The following is a 19,847-nucleotide window of genomic DNA, read 5'->3' on the forward strand; positions in this document are numbered from 1 at the left end:
ACCCTCACCCGAGAGCTCGCCTGGAGGGTTGCCCTATGAGGGTGCTGTTGATCGGAGCGGGCGGCTACCTCGGCAGATTCGTCGCCGACCGGCTGCTCGCCGACCCGGCCGTACAGCTCACCGCACTCGGCCGTGGGGACGACGCGGACGTGCGGTTCGACCTCGCCACCGGAAGCCCCGGCGCGCTCACCCGCTTCCTGGACGCCGTCCACCCCGGTGTCGTGGTCAACTGCGCCGGCGCCACCCGGGGCGGCGCGCGCGACCTGATCCGGCACAACACGGTCGCCGTCGCCACCGTCTGCGAGGCACTGCGCCGCAGCGGCTGCGGCGCGCGCCTCGTGCAGCTCGGCTGCGGTGCCGAGTACGGCCCCAGCCAGCAGGGGTCCTCCACGGCGGAGGACGCGGTGCCGCGCCCCGGCGGCCCCTACGGGGTCAGCAAACTCGCCGCGACGGAACTGGTGCTCGGCTCCGGCCTGGACGCGGTCGTGCTGCGGGTGTTCTCGCCGGCCGGCCCCGGCACCCCCGCAGGCTCCCCGCTCGGCCGCCTCGCCGAGGCCATGCGCCGCGCCATGCAGTCCGGCGACGGCGAGCTGAAGCTCGGCGGCCTCGGTGTGCAGCGGGACTTCGTGGACGTACGCGACATCGCCCGCGCCGTCCACGCGGCCTCGCTCTCCGCGGCGCAGGGCATCGTCAACATCGGCTCCGGCCGTGCGGTACGGCTGCGTGACGCCGCCGCCGTACTGGCCCGCGTCGCCGGCTACGGCGGTGCCCTGCACGAGTTGGACGCCCATGGCCACGCCCACCCCGGCGCGGGCCCCGTGCGCCCCGTCATCGGCCATCCGCGCACCGACCACGACCATCCCGTGCCACCCGCCTTCCCCTACCCGGACGGCTGCGGCAGTTGGCAGCAGGCCGACGTGCGCACCGCACGCGACCGGCTCGGCTGGCGCCCGCGGATCAGCCTGGAGGAGTCCCTCGCGGACATCTGGATGGAGGCGGCGTGCCGCATCTGACCCGTTCGGCGCCGGGCACCGCCAGTTCCGTCACGCTCGGCGTCGGCGTCCCGGGCTACGCGCACCCCCTGGTGGCCCCCGTCGAGTGGGCCGAGCTGACCCGGCCCGGCACCCCCCTGCACTGGGTCGCCCTGAACGTGGCCGACGGCCCGGGGAGCCGCCCCGACCCGCACTGCCTGGACGCGGTCCGCAGGCTCAGGAACACCGGCGTGGACGTGCTCGGCCACCTCGACCTGGCGCGGGGCACCCGGCCCTTCCCGGACCTGATCCGCGACGTGCACCACTACGTCGACTGGTACCGCGTCGGCGGCTTCCTGCTGGACCGCTGCCCCTGGGGACCCGCCGAGCTGCCCGGCGTCCGGCGCCTGGCGAGCGCCCTGCGGGGCCTGGTGCCGGGCGCCCATCTCGTCCTCGGGCACGGCAGACACCCGAACCCCGGCTATGCGGAGATCGCCGATCAGATGGTGACGTTCAGCGGTTCCTGGGGGGACTACCGCTGGTCACAGGCGGAGGAGTGGACCGCGGCCCACCCCGCACTGCGGTTCTGCCACCTTGTGTACGGCCTCCCGCGCGGGCACCTGGAGGAGGCGCTGCGCATCGCGCGCTGGCAGGGGGCGGCCACGGTCTTCTTCACCGACCGCACCCAGCTCAGGGACGTCTCGTCGCCCTGGGAGGCGCTGCCCGGGTACTGGGACGAGCTCGTCTCGCTCATCGGACGAGGAGTCTCGGAATGAACCGGGGCATGGCAGTGTTGACGCACGTGACCCTCCCCGGCACGGGCATGCCCCGGCCGGGGGGACTGCATGGAAGCAATGACGCAATGAAGCACTGAAGCCGAAGTATCGACGTACCGATACGCCCGACCAGCCCTTAAATCGAGGTCTCCGTGTCGCTGCCACCCTTGGTAGAGCCAGCAGATGAGCTCACCGTAGACGAGGTCCGCAGGTACTCCCGTCACCTGATCATCCCGGACGTGGGAATGGACGGGCAGAAACGGCTGAAGAACGCGAAGGTGCTCTGTGTCGGCGCCGGCGGCCTCGGCTCGCCGGCCCTGATGTATCTCGCCGCGGCGGGCGTGGGCACGCTCGGCATCGTGGAGTTCGACGAGGTCGACGAGTCGAACCTGCAGCGCCAGATCATCCACAGCCAGGCCGACATCGGCCGCTCCAAGGCGGAGTCCGCCCGGGACACCGTCAAGGGCATCAACCCCTACACGGAGGTCGTCCTCCACGAAGAGCGCCTAGAGGCCTCGAACGTGATGGACATCTTCTCCGAGTACGACCTGATCGTGGACGGCACCGACAACTTCGCCACCCGCTACCTGGTCAACGACGCCTGCGTGCTGCTGAACAAGCCGTACGTATGGGGTTCCATCTACCGCTTCGACGGCCAGGCCTCGGTCTTCTGGTCCGAGTACGGCCCGTGCTACCGCTGCCTCTACCCGGAGCCCCCGCCCCCCGGCATGGTGCCTTCCTGCGCCGAGGGCGGCGTGCTGGGCGTGCTGTGCGCGTCCATCGGCTCCATCCAGGTCAACGAGGCCATCAAGGTCCTCGCGGGCATCGGCGAGCCCCTCGTCGGCCGCCTGATGATCTACGACGCCCTGGAGATGCAGTACCGCCAGGTCAAGGTCCGCAAGGACCCGAACTGCGCCGTCTGCGGTGAGAACCCCACCGTCACCGAGCTCATCGACTACGAGGCGTTCTGCGGCGTCGTGTCGGAGGAGGCCCAGGAGGCGGCCGCCGGATCGACGATCACTCCCAAGCAGCTCAAGGAGTGGATCGACGACGGTGAGAACATCGAGATCATCGACGTCCGCGAGCAGAACGAGTACGAGATCGTCTCCATCCCGGGCGCCAAGCTGATCCCGAAGAACGAGTTCCTGATGGGCACCGCCCTGGGCTCCCTGCCGCAGGACAAGAAGATCGTCCTGCACTGCAAGACGGGCGTCCGCAGTGCGGAGGTGCTCGCGGTGCTGAAGTCCGCCGGCTTCTCCGACGCGGTGCATGTCGGCGGCGGAGTGATCGGCTGGGTCAACCAGATCGAGCCCGAGAAGCCCGTGTACTGAGTGCCGCCCGCGGCATCGGCCCCTGGTCCGGGGCCGCTGCCGTGCGGGGCCGGCGCTCTCGTCGCCCTGACGATCCCCGAGGGGCCCGTGCCGTGTGCACGGGCCCCTCGGGCGTGCGGGTCGGCCCCCCTTGGACGCGAGGGCCGTTCCCCTCGGCGCGGGGAGGCCGCGGCCACCTGCCGGTGGACGAGGTGACGCGACCCGCAGCCGGTCCCCCTTCGGTACGGGTGGGCCCCTTCTGCGTGCGTCAGCTCAGGAGCAGACCTTGCCGTCGCGGGGCGTGGTGCCGTCCAGCAGGTAGTCGTCCACCGTCCCGTCCACGCAGCCGCTGCCGTTGCCGTACGCGCCGTGGCCCTCGCCCTTCCAGGTGAGCTCGATCCCGACGCCCCTGCCCAGCTCGTCGGCCATCTTCCGGGCGCCTTCGTAGGGGGTGGCCGGGTCGCCCGTGTTGCCGACGACCAGGATGGGCGGCGCGCCCGCCGCGGCGACGTCCGGGGTCTCGTCGAGGCCCGGCACCGGCCACTGGTAGCACCAGCCCGCCGAGTCCCAGCCCAGCAGCGGTCCGAAGACGGGTGATATCGCGCGAAAGGCCCCAAGCTCCCGCCTGGCCTGCTCGGGCGTCGGGCGCTGCTTGCTGTCCCGGCAGGAGATGGCGCGCTGGGCGTGTGCCTGGGTGCCGTAGTGCCCGGACGGGCCGCGCTCGTTGTACGCGTCGGCGAGCCGCAGCAGCGGGCTGCCGTCGCCCCGCCCCGCGGCCTGGAGGCCGGCGGTCAGCTCGGGCCAGGTCTCCTTGCTGTAGAGGGTGACGGTGATGCCGGTGACTGCCAGGGACTGGGTCAGCTTCCGGTCGCCGGAGGCGGGCAGTGGACGGGCGTCCAGGCGCTTCAGCAGGGCTGCGATCCTCGCGGTGCCCCGGCGGGGGTCCTGGCCGGTGGACGTGAGGTAGTCGTCGAGGGCGCGCTGGAAGCCGCGGGTCTGGTTCTTCTCCTGGGCCGTGGAGTTCGCCGTGGGGTCGACGACGGCGTCCAGCACCAGGCGGCCGGTGTTCTTCGGGAAGAGGTGGGCGTAGACGCCGCCCAGCTCGGTGCCGTAGGAGATGCCGAAGTAGTGGAGCCTGCGGTCGCCGAGGACCTCGCGCAGCAGGTCCATGTCGCGGGCGGTGTCGGCGGTGGACAGGTGCGGCAGCAGCGATCCGGCGCTGCGCTCGCAGCCCGCGCCGAAGTCCGCCGCGTCCTTGAAGTACGCCTTCTCCTCCGCCGCTGTGTCCGGAGTCAGGTCGACCGACTCGGCCGCCTGGAGCTGCTGGTCGCTGCGGCAGCGCACGCCCTCGCTGGCCCCGACGCCTCGCGGGTCGAAGCTGACCAGGTCGTAGCGGCCGCGCAGGGTGCCGTAGAGGTCGGCGAAGGACGGCAGCAGGGAGACGCCCGAGCCTCCCGGGCCGCCGAAATTGAAGACCAGGGAACCGATGCGGGAGCCGCTGCCGGTGCTCTTCTCGCGGATCAGCGCGATGCCGATGGTCCTGCCGCCCGGCCTGGTGTAGTCCAGCGGAGCCTTCATGGTGGCGCACTGCCACTGGCCGCCGGGCGGTGCCCCCGCGCCGCCGGTGCAGCGGGCCCAGCGCAGCCGCTGGCCGGTGAGGGGCCGGGGCAGGGCGTCCGTCGGCACGGCGCCTGCGGAGTGGCCGGGGGCCGGGGCGGCCGTGGGCGCGGAGGGGTCGGGGCGGCCCGGCTCCGCCGCGCTGCTCCTGCCGGAGCCGCCGTCCGGGCCGCAGCCGGCCAGCAGCAGCGCGGCGGCGACCACGGCCGCCGCCCGCTTCCCGAAACGCATCATGGCCCCCTCGTGCCGGTCCTCCGCACGGAAGACGGTCAGGTCATAGTAGGCGGGGCCACTGACAGCCGGACCGGGCCGCCGCAGGACGCGGCGGCCCTGGTGGCGCGGGGGTGCGGTGCTGCGGTGGTGCGGGTCTCCCGGTGATGCGGTGGCCCGGTGGTGCGGCGGTGCGGGGCGCGCCGGATTCGGCGGGCACCACCGTGCCGGGACCGGACCTGTCCGTGCCGGGACCGGACCGTGCGGGGCGGGGGCCGCGTCAGGTGGCACCGCGCAGGGCAGGCACCGCGCCGAGCGCGTACCGGAGGAGGCGGGCACCGGCGCCGAGCACATGCCGTCTACGAGCACACCGTGCCCGCCCGCGGCACCTTCCCGTCCAGAAGATAGCCGTTGACAGCGTTCTGTACGCATCTGTTCCCGCTGTCGTACGCCCCGTGGCCCTGGCCCCTGTACGTGAGTTCCACTCCGACGTGCCCGCCGAGACTCTGGACCATCCGGTGCGCGCCCCGGTAGGGGGTGGCCGGGTCGCCGGTGTTGCCGATGACGAGGATCGGGGGTGCGCCGGGCGCGCGTACGTCCGGGTGGGGCGCGGCGCCCGCGACGGGCCAGCCGGTGCAGTTGAGCATGCCCCAGGCCAGGTAGTCGCCGAACAGCGGGGACGCCCGCCGGAAGGCCGGAAGGCGCTTGTGCACCTCGGCCCGGCTGTAGCGCTGTCTGTCGTCGGCGCAGTTGATGGCCACGTTCGCGGCCTGGATGTTGCTGTAGTGGCCGTCTTCGTTGCGGCCGTTCATCGAGTCGGACAGCATCATCAGGACGGTGCCGTTGCCGTCGTAGGCCGCTTCGAGGCCCTCCGTGAGGTAGTCCCAGAAGTCCTTGGAGTACAGCGCCTGGGCGATGCCGTTGGTGGCGGCGGTCTGGGTGAGGCGGCGCGGCGCGATCCCCGGCAGGGGCTTGGCGTCCAGACTCCTCAGCAGCCCGGCGATGCGCCGCTCGACGTCCTGCTTGCTGCTGCCGACGGGGCAGCCGCCGGGTCTGGCGGCACAGTCCCCGGCGTAGTTGTCCAGCGCCAACTGGAAGCCCCTGGCCTGGCCGAGCGAGCTCTGCTCGGGGTTCTGGGTGGGGTCGACGACGGCGTCGAACACCGCGCGGCCGATCCTCCTCGGGAACAGGTGGGCGTAGACGCCGCCGAGCTCGGTGCCGTAGGAGATGCCGAAGTAGTACAGTTTCCGGTCGCCGAGGACCCGGCGCATCAGGTCCATGTCGCGTGCGGCGTCCACGGTGCCGACATGGGGGAGCAGCCGCCCGGAGTGCCGTGCGCAGGCCGAGTTGAACGCCCTGGTGCTCCGCAGCAGCCGGTTCTCCTCGGCGCCGGTGTCGGGGGTGAAGTCCTGCTGGAAGTACGCGTCGAGCCCGCGGTCGTCCTCGCATCGCACCCCCGCACTGCGGCCCACTCCGCGGGGGTCGAAGCTCACCAGGTCGTAGCGGGTGCGCAGCTTCTCGTACTCGCTGCCGAAGGCGGGCAGGGTGGTCACTCCGGAACCGCCGGGGCCGCCGAAGTTGAAGACGAGCGAGCCGATGCGCCTGTCCCTGGGACCGCTGGTCCGTGCGCGGATCAGCGCCAGACCGATCGTTGCGCCCCTGGGACTGCTCCAGGCGAGGGGGGCCTTCATGTCGGCGCACTGCCAGGAACCGCCGTCGGGCAGCGGTGAGGGCGAGGGGCCGCCGCCCTCAGACTCGGACGGCGCGGGGCAGTCGCGCCAGTTCAGCTTCTGGGACGCGAGGTCGCCGTCCTGGCCGTCCGGGGCCCGGCGGCCGCCGGGCCCGTCCCCGGCACCCCGCGCGTCGCCGCAGGCCGCGAGGGACGCGGACAGCAGGACGGTGGTGGCTGCCAGGGCTGCGGCGCGCAGCGCGAAGGGCTTCGGCATGCCCTCATCCTGCGGTGGGCGCGTACGGGGCGCTCGGGGCCGCGGGCCGTGCGGGTGACGTCCGCGGCGGCACGAGCCACCGGTGCGCGCCCCGGAGTGCTAGAGCGCGCCTTTCCTGGTGAGGTGGTTGAAGAACAGCCACCCCGGCAGCACCGGCAGCCAGAGCGTCAGCAGCCGGTACAGCAGCACGGCCGGCGCGGCGACCTCCTTGGGGAGGCCGACGGCGATCAGGCCGACCGTGAGCGTGGCCTCGACCGCGCCCACGCCTCCCGGCGTGGGCGCCGCGGAGCCGAGTGCGTTTCCCGCCAGGAAGACGACGGCGACGCTGGCGAGGCTGAGGCTGGTCCGGTCGTCGCCGAACGCCCGGATCGACGCGTCCAGGCACATCACGAACGCGGCCGTCAGCAGCAGCGTGCCGCCGATGCCGGCGAGCAGCTTCTGCGGCCGCTGGAGCACGTCCAGCATCCGGGGCACCACGCCCGCGAACAGTGACCGCACGCGTGTGACGACGAACTTCCTCAGGAACGGGATGGACGTCACCACCAGGCCGAGCACCGCCACGGTGAGCAGGCCCCCGATGACCGTGCGGGAGGGCGACAGGGAGGGAGTCTTCTCCGTGCCGGTCACATAGCCGAAGACCAGCAGCATCACGAGGTGGCTGCCCAGTGCGAACAACTGCGACGCGCCCACGCTGGCCACCGCAAGCCCCGGGCGTACGCCCGCGCGCTGGAGGAAGCGTGTGTTGAGCGCCACACCGCCGACCGCCGCCGGCGCCACGATCTTCACGAAGGAACCCGCCACCTGGGCGCCGACCGCCCGCATGAAGGGCACCTTCTCCGGTACGTAGCCGAGCAGGCTCATCGCCGCCGCGAAGTAGCTCAGCGCCGAGAACAGCACGGCCATGGCGACCCAGCCCCAGTGCGCTTCCCGGAAGAGGCTGCCGAACTCGATGTGGGTCAACTGCGTGAGCAGGAAGTACGCACCGATGGCCCCGGCGATGAAGCTCACCAGGGTGCGCGGCTTGATCCGCTCCAGGCGGGCCGGTTCCACCGGCGCCTGCGGGCGGATCAGCAGCACCTGGTGGCGGATCTGGGACAGCAGGTCTTCTTCGCGGGCCTCTTCCAGGGCCTCTTCCACGGCCTGTTTCTCCGCCTGCCTCTCGGCACGCAGCGCCTTCTTGTCGAGGGGGTGCCGCTGGTCGGCCTGCTCCGCGCCCGCCTCCGCCGGCCCGCCCTCGCCCTCCGCGGGCTGCCCCGCCTCCGCGGGCCGGGCCGGTTTCGCCGTCCTGGAGGCATCCAGCACCGCGTCGCGCTCCCGCTGCGAGCGCTCGCGCGCCAGCCTGCGGAGCGTGCCGCGGGTGGCCCGGGTCAGCGCGATCGGCTGGAGCAGCGGCAGGCAGTCGGCCACCGTGTCGGGTCCGAGGACGTGCACCGCGGAGGCCACGGCGCGCTCGGCACCGACCCGCAGCCCCAGGGTGGTCACCAACTGGGCGACGTCCATGCGCAGCACCAGGTCGCCCGCGGCGATCTCGCCGCCGCGCAGGTCGGTCAGGACCACCCGGCCCGCGTCGTCGACCAGGATCGCGTCGCCCGCCAGCCTGCGGTGCGCGATGCGGCGCGACTGGAGGGCCTGCACCTGCCGCCAGGCGTCGTGGAGCAGCGCGTCCGCGATCTCCTCGTCGGGCACCGCGTCCAGGGTGCGGCCCCCGATGTGCTCGTAGACCAGCATCACGGCGTCCGGGCCGAGTTCCGAGGTGGCGATCAGCTTGGGCGCCCTGGCCCCCGCGGAGATGGCCGCGTAGGCGAGCAGTGCTTCCTGCTCCAGCGCCTGGCGCAGCGACTGAAGGCTGCTGCGGGTGGTGATGCCGCGCAGCGTCAGACGCCGCCAGACGCGGTAGTAGAAGCCCTGCGCCTGCTGCTCGCGGTCGACGACCGTCACGTCGAGCGGCGGACCGTCCTCCAGGGTGACGAAGTACCGCCTGCCGCGGTCGCCGCCCTCCGTGCTGTCCACGGCCTCGGCGGCGCCGGGGACCGGCTCCTCGCGTGCCGCGCTCACCGGGTGGAACCCCACCCGCCGCAGACCGGCGAGCAGGTTCTGCCCGGTGGGCCGCACGTTCGGCGAACCGACCGCGTAGAGCGTCCCGTACGCCACGGTCCAGCCGATCAGCACAGTGAGGATGATCGAGAAGGGTGTGGTGTAACCGGTGACGAGCATGGCGAACGCGTCGAGCAGCAGCACCACCCACAGCACCACGCGCCAGCGCGGTCTGCGGGCCATGCCGACCGCCGTCATATAGGCGATGACGGGGGCCAGATAGCCGTGCACGGGATCGGTGAGCGCATGGAGGTCGCCCGGCGACGGCTGGGTGAGCGCCTCCTTGATGGAGGCCGGAGCCCCTCTCGCCACCCACAGGTCGGTCGCCAGCGTCACGCCGTGCGCCAGCACCGCGGCGAGCACACCGTCGGCGATCCGCAGCCCGTCGCGTTTGATCAGCCTCTCGATGGCGAACGCGACGGGTACGAGGAGCACGGCGATGCTCGACGCCAGGCCGGCGAACCTGATCAGCAGGTCGGGGGCCTGTCCCGTGCCCTTGTTGATGTCCTGTTCAAGGCCGGAGGTGGTGCCGTGTGCGAACGCGGCGATCGCGAGCACCACGACGATCGCGAGGACACCGCACAGCAGCCGCATCAGGTCGGAGGGGCGGTGCACGCGCGCGGGGAGGAGGGGTTCGTCGCCCTCCACCTCGTCGATGTGCGCACCGCCTTCGGAACGGTCCGGGGGAGGCGGCGGGCCGGGTGCCTCGACGCCCGCCTCGTGGGAGCCCTGGCCGGCCTCGTGCGCACCGGTGCCGCCGGCCTCGTGGGCGCTGCCCCGGACGGGTGCGAGGGCTTCGCCGCGGAGGGCGTCGTGCGCGCCGCCGGGGCCGGCGCCGGGGGCCCTGCCGCGGCCTGTGCCACCGGCAGCTCCGCCGCGGCCTGCTTCGTGCGCGCCGCCGGGGCCCGTGGCGTGTGCGTCGTCACCGGGTGTGCCACCAGGTGGGGCACCGGGCGCGCCGCCGGGTTCCGCGCGGCCCGCCTCGTGGGCTCCGCCACGGCCTGAGTCGTGGGACCCCTGCCCGGAGCCGTGGGGCCCCTGCCCGGAGTCGTGTGCGTCGTCGGGGTGGTGTCCGGTAGCCCGGGTGCCTTCGTGGGCGGGACTGCGGACGGCACCGGACCCGGCCCCGCGGGCGCCGTCGCGCTCCGCGTCGCTTGCGGTGCCGTCACCGCCCGCACGGCCCTGGGATGCCCTGCCGTGCGTGCGACCCGGCGAGGGCTCGCCGCGCGTGGCATCGCCGGGCGTCCCCGTGCCGTCGGCCCGGTCGGCCGCGGCGGCAGGGCCGGAGGCGCCGTTCACGCCGGTCCTGCCGGTGCTCGTACGGCCGCCGCGCCGGGCGGCGCCGCCTGCGTCCGGGCGTGACACGGCGGCAGAGGTGCCCACCGGCTCACCGGGGTGCACGCCCTGCTGTTCCGAAGTGTCTTCTTGATCTCGTATCACCAGTCACCGCCCGCATGATGGTGGCATGCCCCTCTGACAGCAGAACGCACCAGGGGCTCGTGCGGGGCCCCACAGTGTGCCTCATGCCCCGTTTCCGGGCACGTGGACGAGCGGGTCACGGTCCGGTCTCGTTGTCGTGGCGGTAGGGCAGGATGGGACGGATGAGCGAGGAGAGCCGCCGATCGCACACCCCGGACGAGGGCCACGGCGACCTGCCCGACTACGCGGAGCGGGTGCTCGAGGTCGCGGAGCTGATCCCGCCGGGGCGCGTGATGACCTACGGGGACGTCGCGGAGTGGCTGGAGGAGGGCGGCCCCCGCCAGGTGGGCCGGGTGATGGCCCTCTACGGCGCCGCGGTGCCCTGGTGGCGGGTGGTACGAGCGGACGGCGCCCTGCTGCCCGGCCACGAGCTGGATGCGCTGGCGCACTACCGCGCGGAGGCCACCCCGCTGCGCCAGGCCGGTCACGCGTCCGAGGGGCACATGCCGCGCATCGACATGCGCCGGGCGCGGTGGGACGGCGGGGGCCGCACGGAGGCTCACACCTGAAGCCTCCCGCCATCGGGCGCCCCCCACAGCAACCGCTGGCCCGTACGGGGGAAGCGGTGTCCCGGGCGACCCGGGGGGCGTAGCGTCGGCGTCACCCATCCCACTCACCCCGCGGCTGCCGTCCGGCGTCCGGGGCGGCGCGACCACCAGCACTCCAGCAGAACCGGCGATTCACGTGAGCTCCCCTTCCTCGTTCCGGCACCCGTCGCATCCAGGGGTACGACCGGGATTTTCCGGTGCGTACCGACTCGTGCGTACCCCGCCGGCGCCGGTCCACCCCCCTCGTCTGGACGCACGCCAGCGTGCTGTGGTTGACCACCCCGGCGGACCGCTGCTCGTCCTCGCGGGGCCGGGCACGGGGAAGACCACCACACTGGTGGAGGCCGTCGCGGCACGCATCGAGCGCGGCACGGCTCCCGAACGCATCCTGGTGCTGACGTTCAGCCGCAGGGCCGCGGTGGACCTGCGCGACCGCATGGCGCTGCGCACCGGTGCGGCCCGCGCGCCCCGGGCCACCACCTTCCACTCCTTCTGCTACGCCCTGGTCCGCGCCCACCAGGACGCCGACCTGTTCGCCGAGCCCTTGCGCCTGCTGTCCGGACCCGAGCAGGACGTCGCCGTCCGCGAACTCCTCGCGGGGCAGATCGACCTGGAGCGCGCGGGCCTCGGGCGGGTGCGCTGGCCCGACGAGCTGCGCGCCTGCCTGACCACCCGCGGATTCGCCGACGAGGTCCGCGCGGTCCTCGCCCGCAGCCGTGAGCTGGGCCTCGGCCCCGCCGCACTGCACGCCTTCGCCGCCCGTATCGGCAGGCCCGACTGGCGCGCCGCCGCGGCCTTCCTCGCCGAGTACCTGGACGTGCTCGACATGCAGGGAGTGCTCGACTACGCCGAGCTGGTGCACCGCGCCGTCCTGCTCGCCGCGGAACCGGAGGTCGGCGGCCGGCTCGCCGCGCAGTACGACGCGGTGTTCGTGGACGAGTACCAGGACACCGACGCGGCGCAGGTGCGCCTGCTGCGGGCCCTGGCCGGCGGCGGGCGCACCCTGTGCGCCTTCGGCGACCCCGACCAGTCCATCTACGCGTTCCGCGGCGCCGACGTCAACGGCATCCTGGAGTTCCCGCACGCCTTCCCGCGCGCGGACGGCCGGTCCGCCCCGGTGCGGGTGCTGGGCGCCTCCCGCCGCATGGGAGCACGGGTGCTGGACGCCACCCGGGAGGTAGCCCGGCGCATGCCCCTGACGCGGCTGCCCGCCCAGGAGGTGCGCGCCCACCGGGAACCCACCCCCGTACGGGACGGCGGCCGGGTGGAGGTCTACACGTACCCGACACCCGGGGCCGAGCTGGACAACATCGCCGACCTGCTGCGCCGTGCCCACCTGGAGGACGGGCTGCCCTGGAGCGAGATGGCCGTGCTGGTGCGCGCCGGATCCCGCGCCATCCCCGCAGCGCGCCGCGCCCTCACCGCCGCGGGCGTTCCCCTGGACATCGACGGCGACGACCTCCCTCTGCGCCACGAACCCGCGGTGGCCCCCCTGCTGACGGCGCTGAAGGCGGTGGCCACGGCGGCGGCCCGCGACGCGGAGCGCAGCCGCGCCACCTCCGGTTCGGCCGCTCGCGCGGGCTCCGTCGCCCCCGCGGCCTCCGGGGCGGCCGCGGAGTCGGGCATGGCTGCGGAGCCGGGGACGGGCACGGAGTCGGAGTTCGAGTCGCAGCCGGAGCCGGAGCCGGAGCCGGAGTCGGAGTCGGGGACGGGGACGGAGTCGGGGACGGGGACGGAGCCGGGGGCGGCTGCGGGCTCCGGGGCGTCCACCGCGGGCGGCGGGGGGCAGGCCGCGCACGCCTGGCTCGACACGGAGACGGCGCTGACCCTGCTCGCCTCCCCCCTCGCCGGTATGGACTCCACCGATCTGAGGCGGCTGGGCCGGGCGCTGCGCGAGGAGGAGCGCACCGCCGGGAACCCCGTGCCCCCGCCCTCCGACGAGCTGCTCGCGCGGGCCCTGGCCGAGCCGGAACGCCTCGTCGCGCACGACCCGGTGTACGCGCGCGGCGCGCAGCGGCTCGGCGCACTGCTGCGCAAGGCCCGTGAGCTCCTCGCGGGCGGCGGCACCGCGGAGGAGGCGCTGTGGGAGCTGTGGGACGGCACCCCGTGGCCGCAGCGGCTGGAACGGGCGGCACGCCGCGGCGGCGCCGGCGGGCGCAACGCAGACCGCGACCTCGACGCCGTGTGCGCCCTCTTCGCGACGGCGGCCCGTGCCGAGGAGCGCACCGGCGGCCGCGGCGCCCTCAACTTCCTGACCGAGGTCGAGGCCCAGGACATCGCCGCGGACACCCTCACCCGCCGCGCCCTGCGCCCCGAGGCCGTACGCCTGATGACGGCGCACCGCGCCAAGGGCCTGCAATGGGCTCTGGTGGTGGTGGCCGGGGTCCAGGAGGGCCTCTGGCCCGACCTGCGCCGCCGTGGCTCCCTGCTGGAGGCCGACCGCATCGGGCGCGACGGCCTCGCCGAGCCGCTGACGCCGGGCGCACTGCTCGCCGAGGAGCGGCGGCTGTTCTACGTGGCCGCCACGCGCGCGTGCGACCGGCTCGTCGTCACCGCCGTGAAGGCCCCCGCCGACGACGGCGACCAGCCGTCCCGCTTCCTGACCGAGCTCGGCGTCACCCCCAAGGACGTCACCGGCCGCCCGCGCCGCCCGCTGTCCGTGGCCGCCCTGGTCGCCGAGCTGCGGGCCACCACCGTCGACCCGCGCGTCTCGGACGCGCTCAGGGAGGCCGCCGCCGAGCGGCTCGCCCGGCTCGCGGCACTCGACGACGGCGAGGGCCGCCCCCTCGTGCCGTCCGCGCACCCGCAGCGCTGGTGGGGCCTGGCGGAGCCGACCGACAGCAAGGTGCCGCTGCGGGACCGCGACCACCCCGTCGTGCTCTCCGGGAGCGCCCTCGACCAGCTCGCCAACTCCTGCGCCCTGCAGTGGTTCCTGGCCCGCGAGGTCAAGGCCGACCGGCCCGCCACCGCCGCACAGGGCTTCGGCAACGTCGTGCACGTCCTGGCCGACGAGGTGGCCTCCGGACGCACCCCCGCCGACCTCGGCGTCCTCATGGAGCGCCTCGAAAGCGTCTGGAACGCGCTGGCCTTCGACGCGCCCTGGAAGTCCGCTCAGGAGAAGGAGCACGCGCGCGTGGCGCTCGAACGCTTCCTGCGGTGGCACGTCACCGATCGCGCGGGACGCACTCCCGTCGCCGGCGAGCACGGTTTCGACGTGACCCTGGGCGCGGGCCCCTTCGAGGTGCGCATCCGCGGCGCCATGGACCGGGTGGAGCGGGACGCCCAGGGCCGCGCCTACGTCGTCGACTTCAAGACCGGCAAGCAGTCCCCTTCTGCCGCCGACGTCGCCCGGCACCCGCAACTCGCGGTCTACCAGCTCGCCGTGCGCGAGGGCGCCGTCGACGACGTGTTCGGCGGGACGGCCCCGGAGCCCGGCGGCGCCGAACTCGTCCAGCTCCGCCAGGGCGCCGCCCGGAAGGACGGCGGTGACGCCTTCCCCAAGGTGCAGCCCCAGGCGGCCCTGTCCGGCGAGTGGATCGGGGATCTGCTGGCCACCGCCGCGGGCAAGGTCCTCGACGAGCGCTTCACCCCGACCGCCGGCCAGCACTGCACCCACTGCGCCTTCCGCGCCGCGTGCAGCGCCCGCCCCGAAGGCCACCACGTCGTGGAGTAGCGCCCGCCGCCCCGCGGACCGGTGCTCACGCTGCCGACCGGCCGTCACCTCGCCGACCGGCGGCCGCGTCGCGCAGCCGCGTCTGCGGTGGCGCACACGGGCGTCGGCCGCGCGCACGGGCGTCGGAGGTGGCGCGCCCGGGCGGCGTCGACGGCCTGCCCGGGCGGTGGCGTACGGGTGGAACGGCCTCGGCCGCCACGTGGCAACGGCCGTGGTGGGCAAGGGGGCGCCGGGAGCGAAAGGCGGCGCACCGCACCCGGTACAGGCGGCTGTGGACGGACCGCGCGCCCTGGTTGTCAGCGGCTCCCGTTAGCCTCGTTCGACGTGAATGCCCGCATCACGGACCCCGAGCAGCTCAAGGAGCTCCTCGGCATCCCCTTCACCGAGGAGCAGACGGCCTGCATCACCGCGCCGCCCGCACCCCAGGTGATCGTGGCCGGTGCCGGGTCGGGCAAGACGACGGTGATGGCGGCCCGCGTCGTCTGGCTGGTCGGCACCGGTCAGGTGACGGCCGAGCAGGTCCTCGGCCTGACGTTCACCAACAAGGCGGCGGGCGAACTGGCCGAGCGGGTGCGCACCGCACTCGTCAGGGCGGGCGTCACCGACCCCGATCCCGTACGGCAGGACCAGCCCCCGGGCGAGCCCGTCATCTCCACGTACCACGCCTTCGCCGGCCGGCTCCTTGCGGACCACGGCCTGCGCATCGGTCTGGAGCCCACCGCACGCCTGCTCGCCGACGCCACCCGCTTCCAGCTCGCCGCCCGCGTCCTGCGCGAGGCGCCGGGCCCCTATCCGGCGCTCACCCGCTCCTTCCCCGACCTCGTCAGCGACCTGCTGGCCCTGGACGCGGAGCTGGCCGAGCACCTCGTGGACCCGGGCAGGCTGCGCGCCCACGACGCCGAGCTGCTGCGCGCGCTGGACGGCGTCAAGCTCACCAACGCCGAGTTGCGCAAGGTCCCGGAGGCCGCCGCCGCCCGCCGCGAACTCACCGAGCTGGTCGGCCGCTACCGCTTGGCCAAGCGGGACCGCGACCTCCTCGACTTCGGCGACCAGATCGCCCTGTCGGCGACCCTGGCCCGCACCCGCCCCGAGGTCGGCGCGATCCTCAGGGAGGAGTTCCGCGTCGTCCTCCTGGACGAGTACCAGGACACGTCCGTCGCGCAGCGCGTCCTGCTCGCCGCGCTGTTCGGCGACGGCACGGGGCACCCCGTCACCGCCGTCGGAGACCCCTGCCAGGCCATCTACGGCTGGCGCGGCGCCTCCGTCGCCAACCTCGACGACTTCCCCGAGCACTTCGCGGCCTCCGACGGCCGCCCCGCGCAGCGCCACGCGCTCAGCGAGAACCGCCGCAGCGGCGGCCGGCTGCTCGACCTGGCCAACACCCTCGCCGCACCCCTGCGGGCGCTGCACACGGGCGTGCAGGCCCTGCGGCCCGCCCCCGGCGCCGAACGCGACGGGACGGTACGGTGCGCCCTCCTGGCCACCCACGCCGAGGAGATCGACTGGCTCGCCGACTCCCTCGCCCATCTCGTGCGCACCGGCACGCCGCCGGGCGGGATCGCCGTCCTGTGCCGTACCGCGGCCGACTTCGCCGAGATACAGAAGGCGCTGGTCGCGCGTGAGGTGCCCGTCGAGGTAGTGGGTCTTTCCGGGCTGCTCCACCTGCCCGAGGTCGCCGATCTCGTCGCCGTCTGCGAAGTCCTCCAGGACCCGGGCGCCAACGCCTCCCTGGTGCGGCTGCTCACCGGCCCCCGCTGGCGCATCGGTCCCCGCGACCTGGCCCTGCTGGGCCGCCGCGCACGCCTGCTGGTGGGCCACGAGAAGGCGGCCCCCGACGACGCCGACCGGCGCCTCGCCGAGGCCGTCGAAGGCGTCGACCCCGCCGAGGTGATCTCCCTCGCGGACGCCCTGGACACCTTCCTGGAGACGCCGTTCGAGGCGCGGCCCCAGGAGGACGCGCTGCCGTTCTCGCCGGAGGCGCGCGTGCGGTTCGCCCACCTCGCCGCGGAGCTGCGCGACCTGCGCCGTTCGCTCGCCGATCCGCTCATGGACGTGCTGCACCGGGTGCTGGCGGTGACCGGCCTGGAGGTGGAGCTGTCCGCGTCACCGCACGCCCTGGCCGCGCGCCGCCGCGAGACCCTGTCGAACTTCCTGGACGTCGCCGCGTCCTTCGCCGCCCACGACGGCGAGGCCACCCTGCTCGCCTTCCTCGGCTTCCTGCGCACCGCGGCGCAGTACGAGAAGGGCCTGGACGCCGCCCTGCCCGGCGGCGAGAACACGGTCAAGGTGCTCACCGCCCACAGGTCGAAGGGCCTCGAATGGGATGTCGTCGCCGTCCCCGGACTGGTCAGCGGCACCTTCCCCAGCACCCAGGGGCGTGAGAAGTGGACCGCACAGGGCAAGGTCCTGCCGCACGCCCTGCGCGGTGACGCCGCGACCCTGCCCGATGTCCCCGCATGGGACGCCAAGGGCCTGAAGGCGTTCCAGGAGGCGATGAAGGACCACCAGCACACCGAGGAGCTGCGCCTCGGCTACGTCGCCTTCACCCGCCCGCGCAGCCTGCTGCTCGGCTCCGGGCACTGGTGGGGCCCCGCCCAGAAGAAGCCCCGCGGGCCCTCGGACTTCCTGTGGGCGCTCCACGACCACTGCGCATCGGGCCACGGCGAGATCGAGGCATGGGCCGACGAACCGGCCGAGGACGAGGAGAACCCGGCTCTGCTGCGCGCGGAGGAGGCCGTCAGGGCGTGGCCCCTGCCGCTCGACCCCACCGCCCTGGAGCGCCGCAGGGCCGCCGCCGCGCGCGTGCTGGCGCACCTGGAGCGGACCGCGGACGACCGGGCGGTCAGGACCCCCGCGATCCCGCACCAGAGCCCCCACCGGACGCCGGCGGCCGCACCCCGGGACGGCGGCGACACCGCGGGAGCCCCGCACAGCGGCGACGAGGACGCCGCGGAGGCCCCGTACCGGGACGGCGAAGGGGTTCCCGCCCCGTCCCAGGGGGCCGCCGCCCCGGACCTCACCCCGGAGGAGGCCCGGGCGATCGCCTCCTGGGACCGTGATCTCGGCGCGCTCACGGGAGAGCTGCTGCGCGCCCGCGAGGCCGTGACGGAGATCCCGCTGCCCCCCTCGCTGACGGCCACGGAGCTGGTGCGCCTCGCGGCCGACCCGGACGGCTTCGCACGGGAGCTGGCGCGTCCCATGCCCCGTCCGCCGCGGCCAGCCGCCCGCCGAGGCACCCGCTTCCACGCCTGGGTCGAGGCCCGTTTCGAGGCGCTCAGGCTGCCCGTGCTCGAACCCGACGAGCTGCCAGGCGACGATGCGGAGATCGACGACGAACGCGACCTGCAGGCTCTCAAGGAGGCGTTCGAACGCACCCCCTACGCGCACCGCACGCCCCACCGTGTGGAGGCCCCCTTCCAGATCACGCTGGCCGGCCGGGTCGTCCGCGGCCGTATCGACGCCGTCTACAAGGAGGGCGACGGGCCCGGCGCCGCGTACGAGATCGTCGACTGGAAGACCGGCCGGGCCCACGGCGGCACCGGCCGGGAAGACGGCAGCCCCGAGGCCGGCCCGCTCCGGATCCCCCATGCCGACCCGCTCCAGCTCGCGATCTACCGGCTCGCCTGGGCCGAGCAGCACGGCGTCCCCGTGGAGTCCGTAGGCGCCGTGTTCGTGCACATACGCACGGGGCGGACGGTCCGTCCGCCGCACCTGCCGGGCCGCGCGGAGCTGGAGCGCATCCTCCTCGAGGGCGCACCGGATCCGCCGGGGCGGCCGGCGGATCCGGGTACGGCCGAGCACCGGGCGGACGCGTCCGGCGCGGCCCCGGTCCGGCGCCGCGCGGGCCGGCCGGAGACGGGTGAAGGGTCCGGTGATGCTGGTCACAACGCACCCCGGGGTGGGCCCGGTGCCGCGGAACCGCCCGAGGGGGACCTCCCGGCGGACCGTTAGGCTCCATGCATGAGCAAGTCCTGGACGGTGCCGTCCGCGCCGTCCGCACGTCCGGTGAGCGGCGCGTCCGCGCGTCCGGTGAGCGGCACCCCGCTCCTGCCGCCGCCCTCCCCGCCGCACGGCCCCGAGCCCGCTGACGACCGGCGACCCCGGCCCGCGAGGCACACTGGACGGGCCCCGTCATCCGCGCAGGGCCCGCACCCGCCCGCCGAGCGCCGCCGGACGCCCACCCACACCGCCCCGCCGAAACTCTCATTCCACTGGGGGAGTTGGAAGCTACTGTGACCACCTGGACCGACCGCACCGACGACCGCGTCGGCGACCGCCCGCTCTCGCTCGCCGCCGCGAGCGGCATCGACCGCGCCGCACATCACCGCCTGGACGAGGCGTGGCTTGCCGCCGCCTGGAGCCACCCGACGACCAGGGCCTTCGTGGTCTCCGGCGGCCAGGTGCTCATCGACGAGACCGAGGACGGCAGCACCGAGCTGGTGATGACGCCCTCCTTCGAGGCTCCGCTCACCGAAGCGCACCGCTACTTCCTCGGCACCGACGGGGACGGTGTGAGCTACTTCGCGCTCCAGAAGGACAGCCTTCCCGGGCGCATGGACCAGTCCGCGCGCGCCGCCGGGCTGCGTGAGGCGGGCCTGCTGCTCTCCCCGCGGGACGCGGGCCTCATGGCGCACGCGGTCGCCCTGGAGAACTGGCAGCGGCTGCACCGCTTCTGCTCGCGCTGCGGAGAGCGGACGGTCATCACCGCCGCCGGCCACATCCGCCGCTGCCCGGCCTGCGGCGCCGAGCACTACCCGCGGACCGACCCGGCCGTGATCATGCTGGTCACGGACCACGAGGACCGTGCGCTGCTCGGCCGCCAGATGCACTGGCCGGAGGGCCGCTTCTCCACGCTCGCGGGCTTCGTGGAGCCCGGCGAGTCCATCGAGCAGTCCGTGCGCCGTGAGGTGTGGGAGGAGGCGGGCGTCGAGGTCGGCGAGGTCGAGTACGTCGCCAGCCAGCCCTGGCCCTTCCCGTCCAGCCTGATGCTCGGCTTCATGGCCAGGGCCGTGTCCTCGAAGATCACCGTGGACGGTGAGGAGATCTCCGAGGCCCGCTGGTTCTCCCGGGACGAGCTGCGGGCCGCGTTCGAGTCCGGGGAGGTGCTGCCCCCCTACGGGATCTCGATCGCGGCCCGCCTCATCGAGCTCTGGTACGGCGAGCCCGTGCCACGGCCGGGGGCCACCCCCGCCTAGTGCGTGCCCGGCGCCGCGGCGCGGACAC

General features: G+C 74.4%; 11 protein-coding genes. 8 read left to right on the plus strand and 3 right to left on the minus strand.

Translation table 11 applies throughout. The annotated features are described in order from the left end of the window. The first annotated feature begins 35 nt into the window (after positions 1 to 35). From IE313_RS19090 to moeZ, 3 genes are all read left to right on the plus strand, one after another. Entirely contained in the window at positions 36 to 1,013 is a 978-nt protein-coding gene (locus IE313_RS19090; protein WP_189933775.1) for an NAD-dependent epimerase/dehydratase family protein, read from the plus strand. Then, complete coding sequence (locus IE313_RS19095) at positions 1,001 to 1,747, plus strand: spherulation-specific family 4 protein (protein WP_189933777.1); 747 nt, start codon at positions 1,001 to 1,003, stop codon at positions 1,745 to 1,747. Before IE313_RS19090 ends, IE313_RS19095 begins: the two co-directional genes overlap by 13 nt. A gap of 152 nt (positions 1,748 to 1,899) precedes the next feature. Beyond that, positions 1,900 to 3,078, plus strand: coding sequence for an adenylyltransferase/sulfurtransferase MoeZ (gene moeZ, locus IE313_RS19100; RefSeq protein WP_189933779.1), 1,179 nt, complete (start codon positions 1,900 to 1,902; stop codon positions 3,076 to 3,078). Positions 3,079 to 3,330: 252 nt separating this feature from the next. On the opposite strand, the gene IE313_RS19105 is transcribed toward moeZ, so the two are convergent. The 3 genes from IE313_RS19105 to IE313_RS19115 form a co-directional block, all read right to left on the minus strand. Continuing rightward, on the minus strand, positions 3,331 to 4,908 hold the full coding sequence (locus IE313_RS19105; RefSeq protein ID WP_189933781.1) for an alpha/beta hydrolase: 1,578 nt from the start codon (positions 4,906 to 4,908) through the stop codon (positions 3,331 to 3,333). A gap of 335 nt (positions 4,909 to 5,243) precedes the next feature. Continuing rightward, positions 5,244 to 6,830, minus strand: a complete 1,587-nt coding sequence (locus IE313_RS19110; RefSeq protein ID WP_189933783.1) for an alpha/beta hydrolase — start codon at positions 6,828 to 6,830, stop codon at positions 5,244 to 5,246. A gap of 99 nt (positions 6,831 to 6,929) precedes the next feature. Then, the gene (locus tag IE313_RS19115) at positions 6,930 to 10,223 is read right to left on the minus strand and encodes a lysylphosphatidylglycerol synthase transmembrane domain-containing protein (RefSeq protein WP_229924766.1); all 3,294 of its coding nucleotides are present in this window, start codon (positions 10,221 to 10,223) and stop codon (positions 6,930 to 6,932) included. 302 nt (positions 10,224 to 10,525) lie between these two features. On the opposite strand from IE313_RS19115, the gene IE313_RS19120 reads away from it, so the two are divergent. From IE313_RS19120 to nudC, 5 genes are all read left to right on the plus strand, one after another. Next, on the plus strand, positions 10,526 to 10,912 hold the full coding sequence (locus tag IE313_RS19120; RefSeq protein ID WP_189933785.1) for an MGMT family protein: 387 nt from the start codon (positions 10,526 to 10,528) through the stop codon (positions 10,910 to 10,912). Positions 10,913 to 11,087: 175 nt separating this feature from the next. Then, positions 11,088 to 14,624, plus strand: a complete 3,537-nt coding sequence (locus tag IE313_RS19125) for an ATP-dependent helicase (RefSeq protein WP_189933787.1) — start codon at positions 11,088 to 11,090, stop codon at positions 14,622 to 14,624. A 324-nt stretch (positions 14,625 to 14,948) separates the two neighbouring features. Continuing rightward, entirely contained in the window at positions 14,949 to 18,575 is a 3,627-nt protein-coding gene (locus IE313_RS19130; protein WP_189933789.1) for an ATP-dependent DNA helicase, read from the plus strand. 5 nt (positions 18,576 to 18,580) lie between these two features. Further along, on the plus strand, positions 18,581 to 18,712 hold the full coding sequence (locus IE313_RS36015) for a hypothetical protein (RefSeq protein ID WP_268256718.1): 132 nt from the start codon (positions 18,581 to 18,583) through the stop codon (positions 18,710 to 18,712). A 144-nt stretch (positions 18,713 to 18,856) separates the two neighbouring features. Further along, positions 18,857 to 19,819, plus strand: coding sequence for an NAD(+) diphosphatase (gene nudC / locus IE313_RS19135; RefSeq protein ID WP_189933791.1), 963 nt, complete (start codon positions 18,857 to 18,859; stop codon positions 19,817 to 19,819). Positions 19,820 to 19,847 lie beyond the last annotated feature (28 nt).

Source organism: Streptomyces sulfonofaciens (assembly GCF_014656295.1).
In the GTDB taxonomy this organism is placed as follows: Bacteria; Actinomycetota; Actinomycetes; order Streptomycetales; family Streptomycetaceae; genus Streptomyces; species Streptomyces sulfonofaciens.

What these genes read in the sequence shown, in the direction of transcription:
- IE313_RS19090 (WP_189933775.1), top strand. Translation starts at nt 36, where the DNA reads ATGAGGGTGCTGTTGATCGGAGCGGGCGGCTACCTCGGCAGATTCGTC.
- IE313_RS19105 (WP_189933781.1), bottom strand. Translation starts at nt 4,908, where the DNA reads ATGATGCGTTTCGGGAAGCGGGCGGCGGCCGTGGTCGCCGCCGCGCTG.
- IE313_RS19110 (WP_189933783.1), bottom strand. Translation starts at nt 6,830, where the DNA reads ATGCCGAAGCCCTTCGCGCTGCGCGCCGCAGCCCTGGCAGCCACCACC.
- IE313_RS19120 (WP_189933785.1), top strand. Translation starts at nt 10,526, where the DNA reads ATGAGCGAGGAGAGCCGCCGATCGCACACCCCGGACGAGGGCCACGGC.
- IE313_RS36015 (WP_268256718.1), top strand. Translation starts at nt 18,581, where the DNA reads ATGCATGAGCAAGTCCTGGACGGTGCCGTCCGCGCCGTCCGCACGTCC.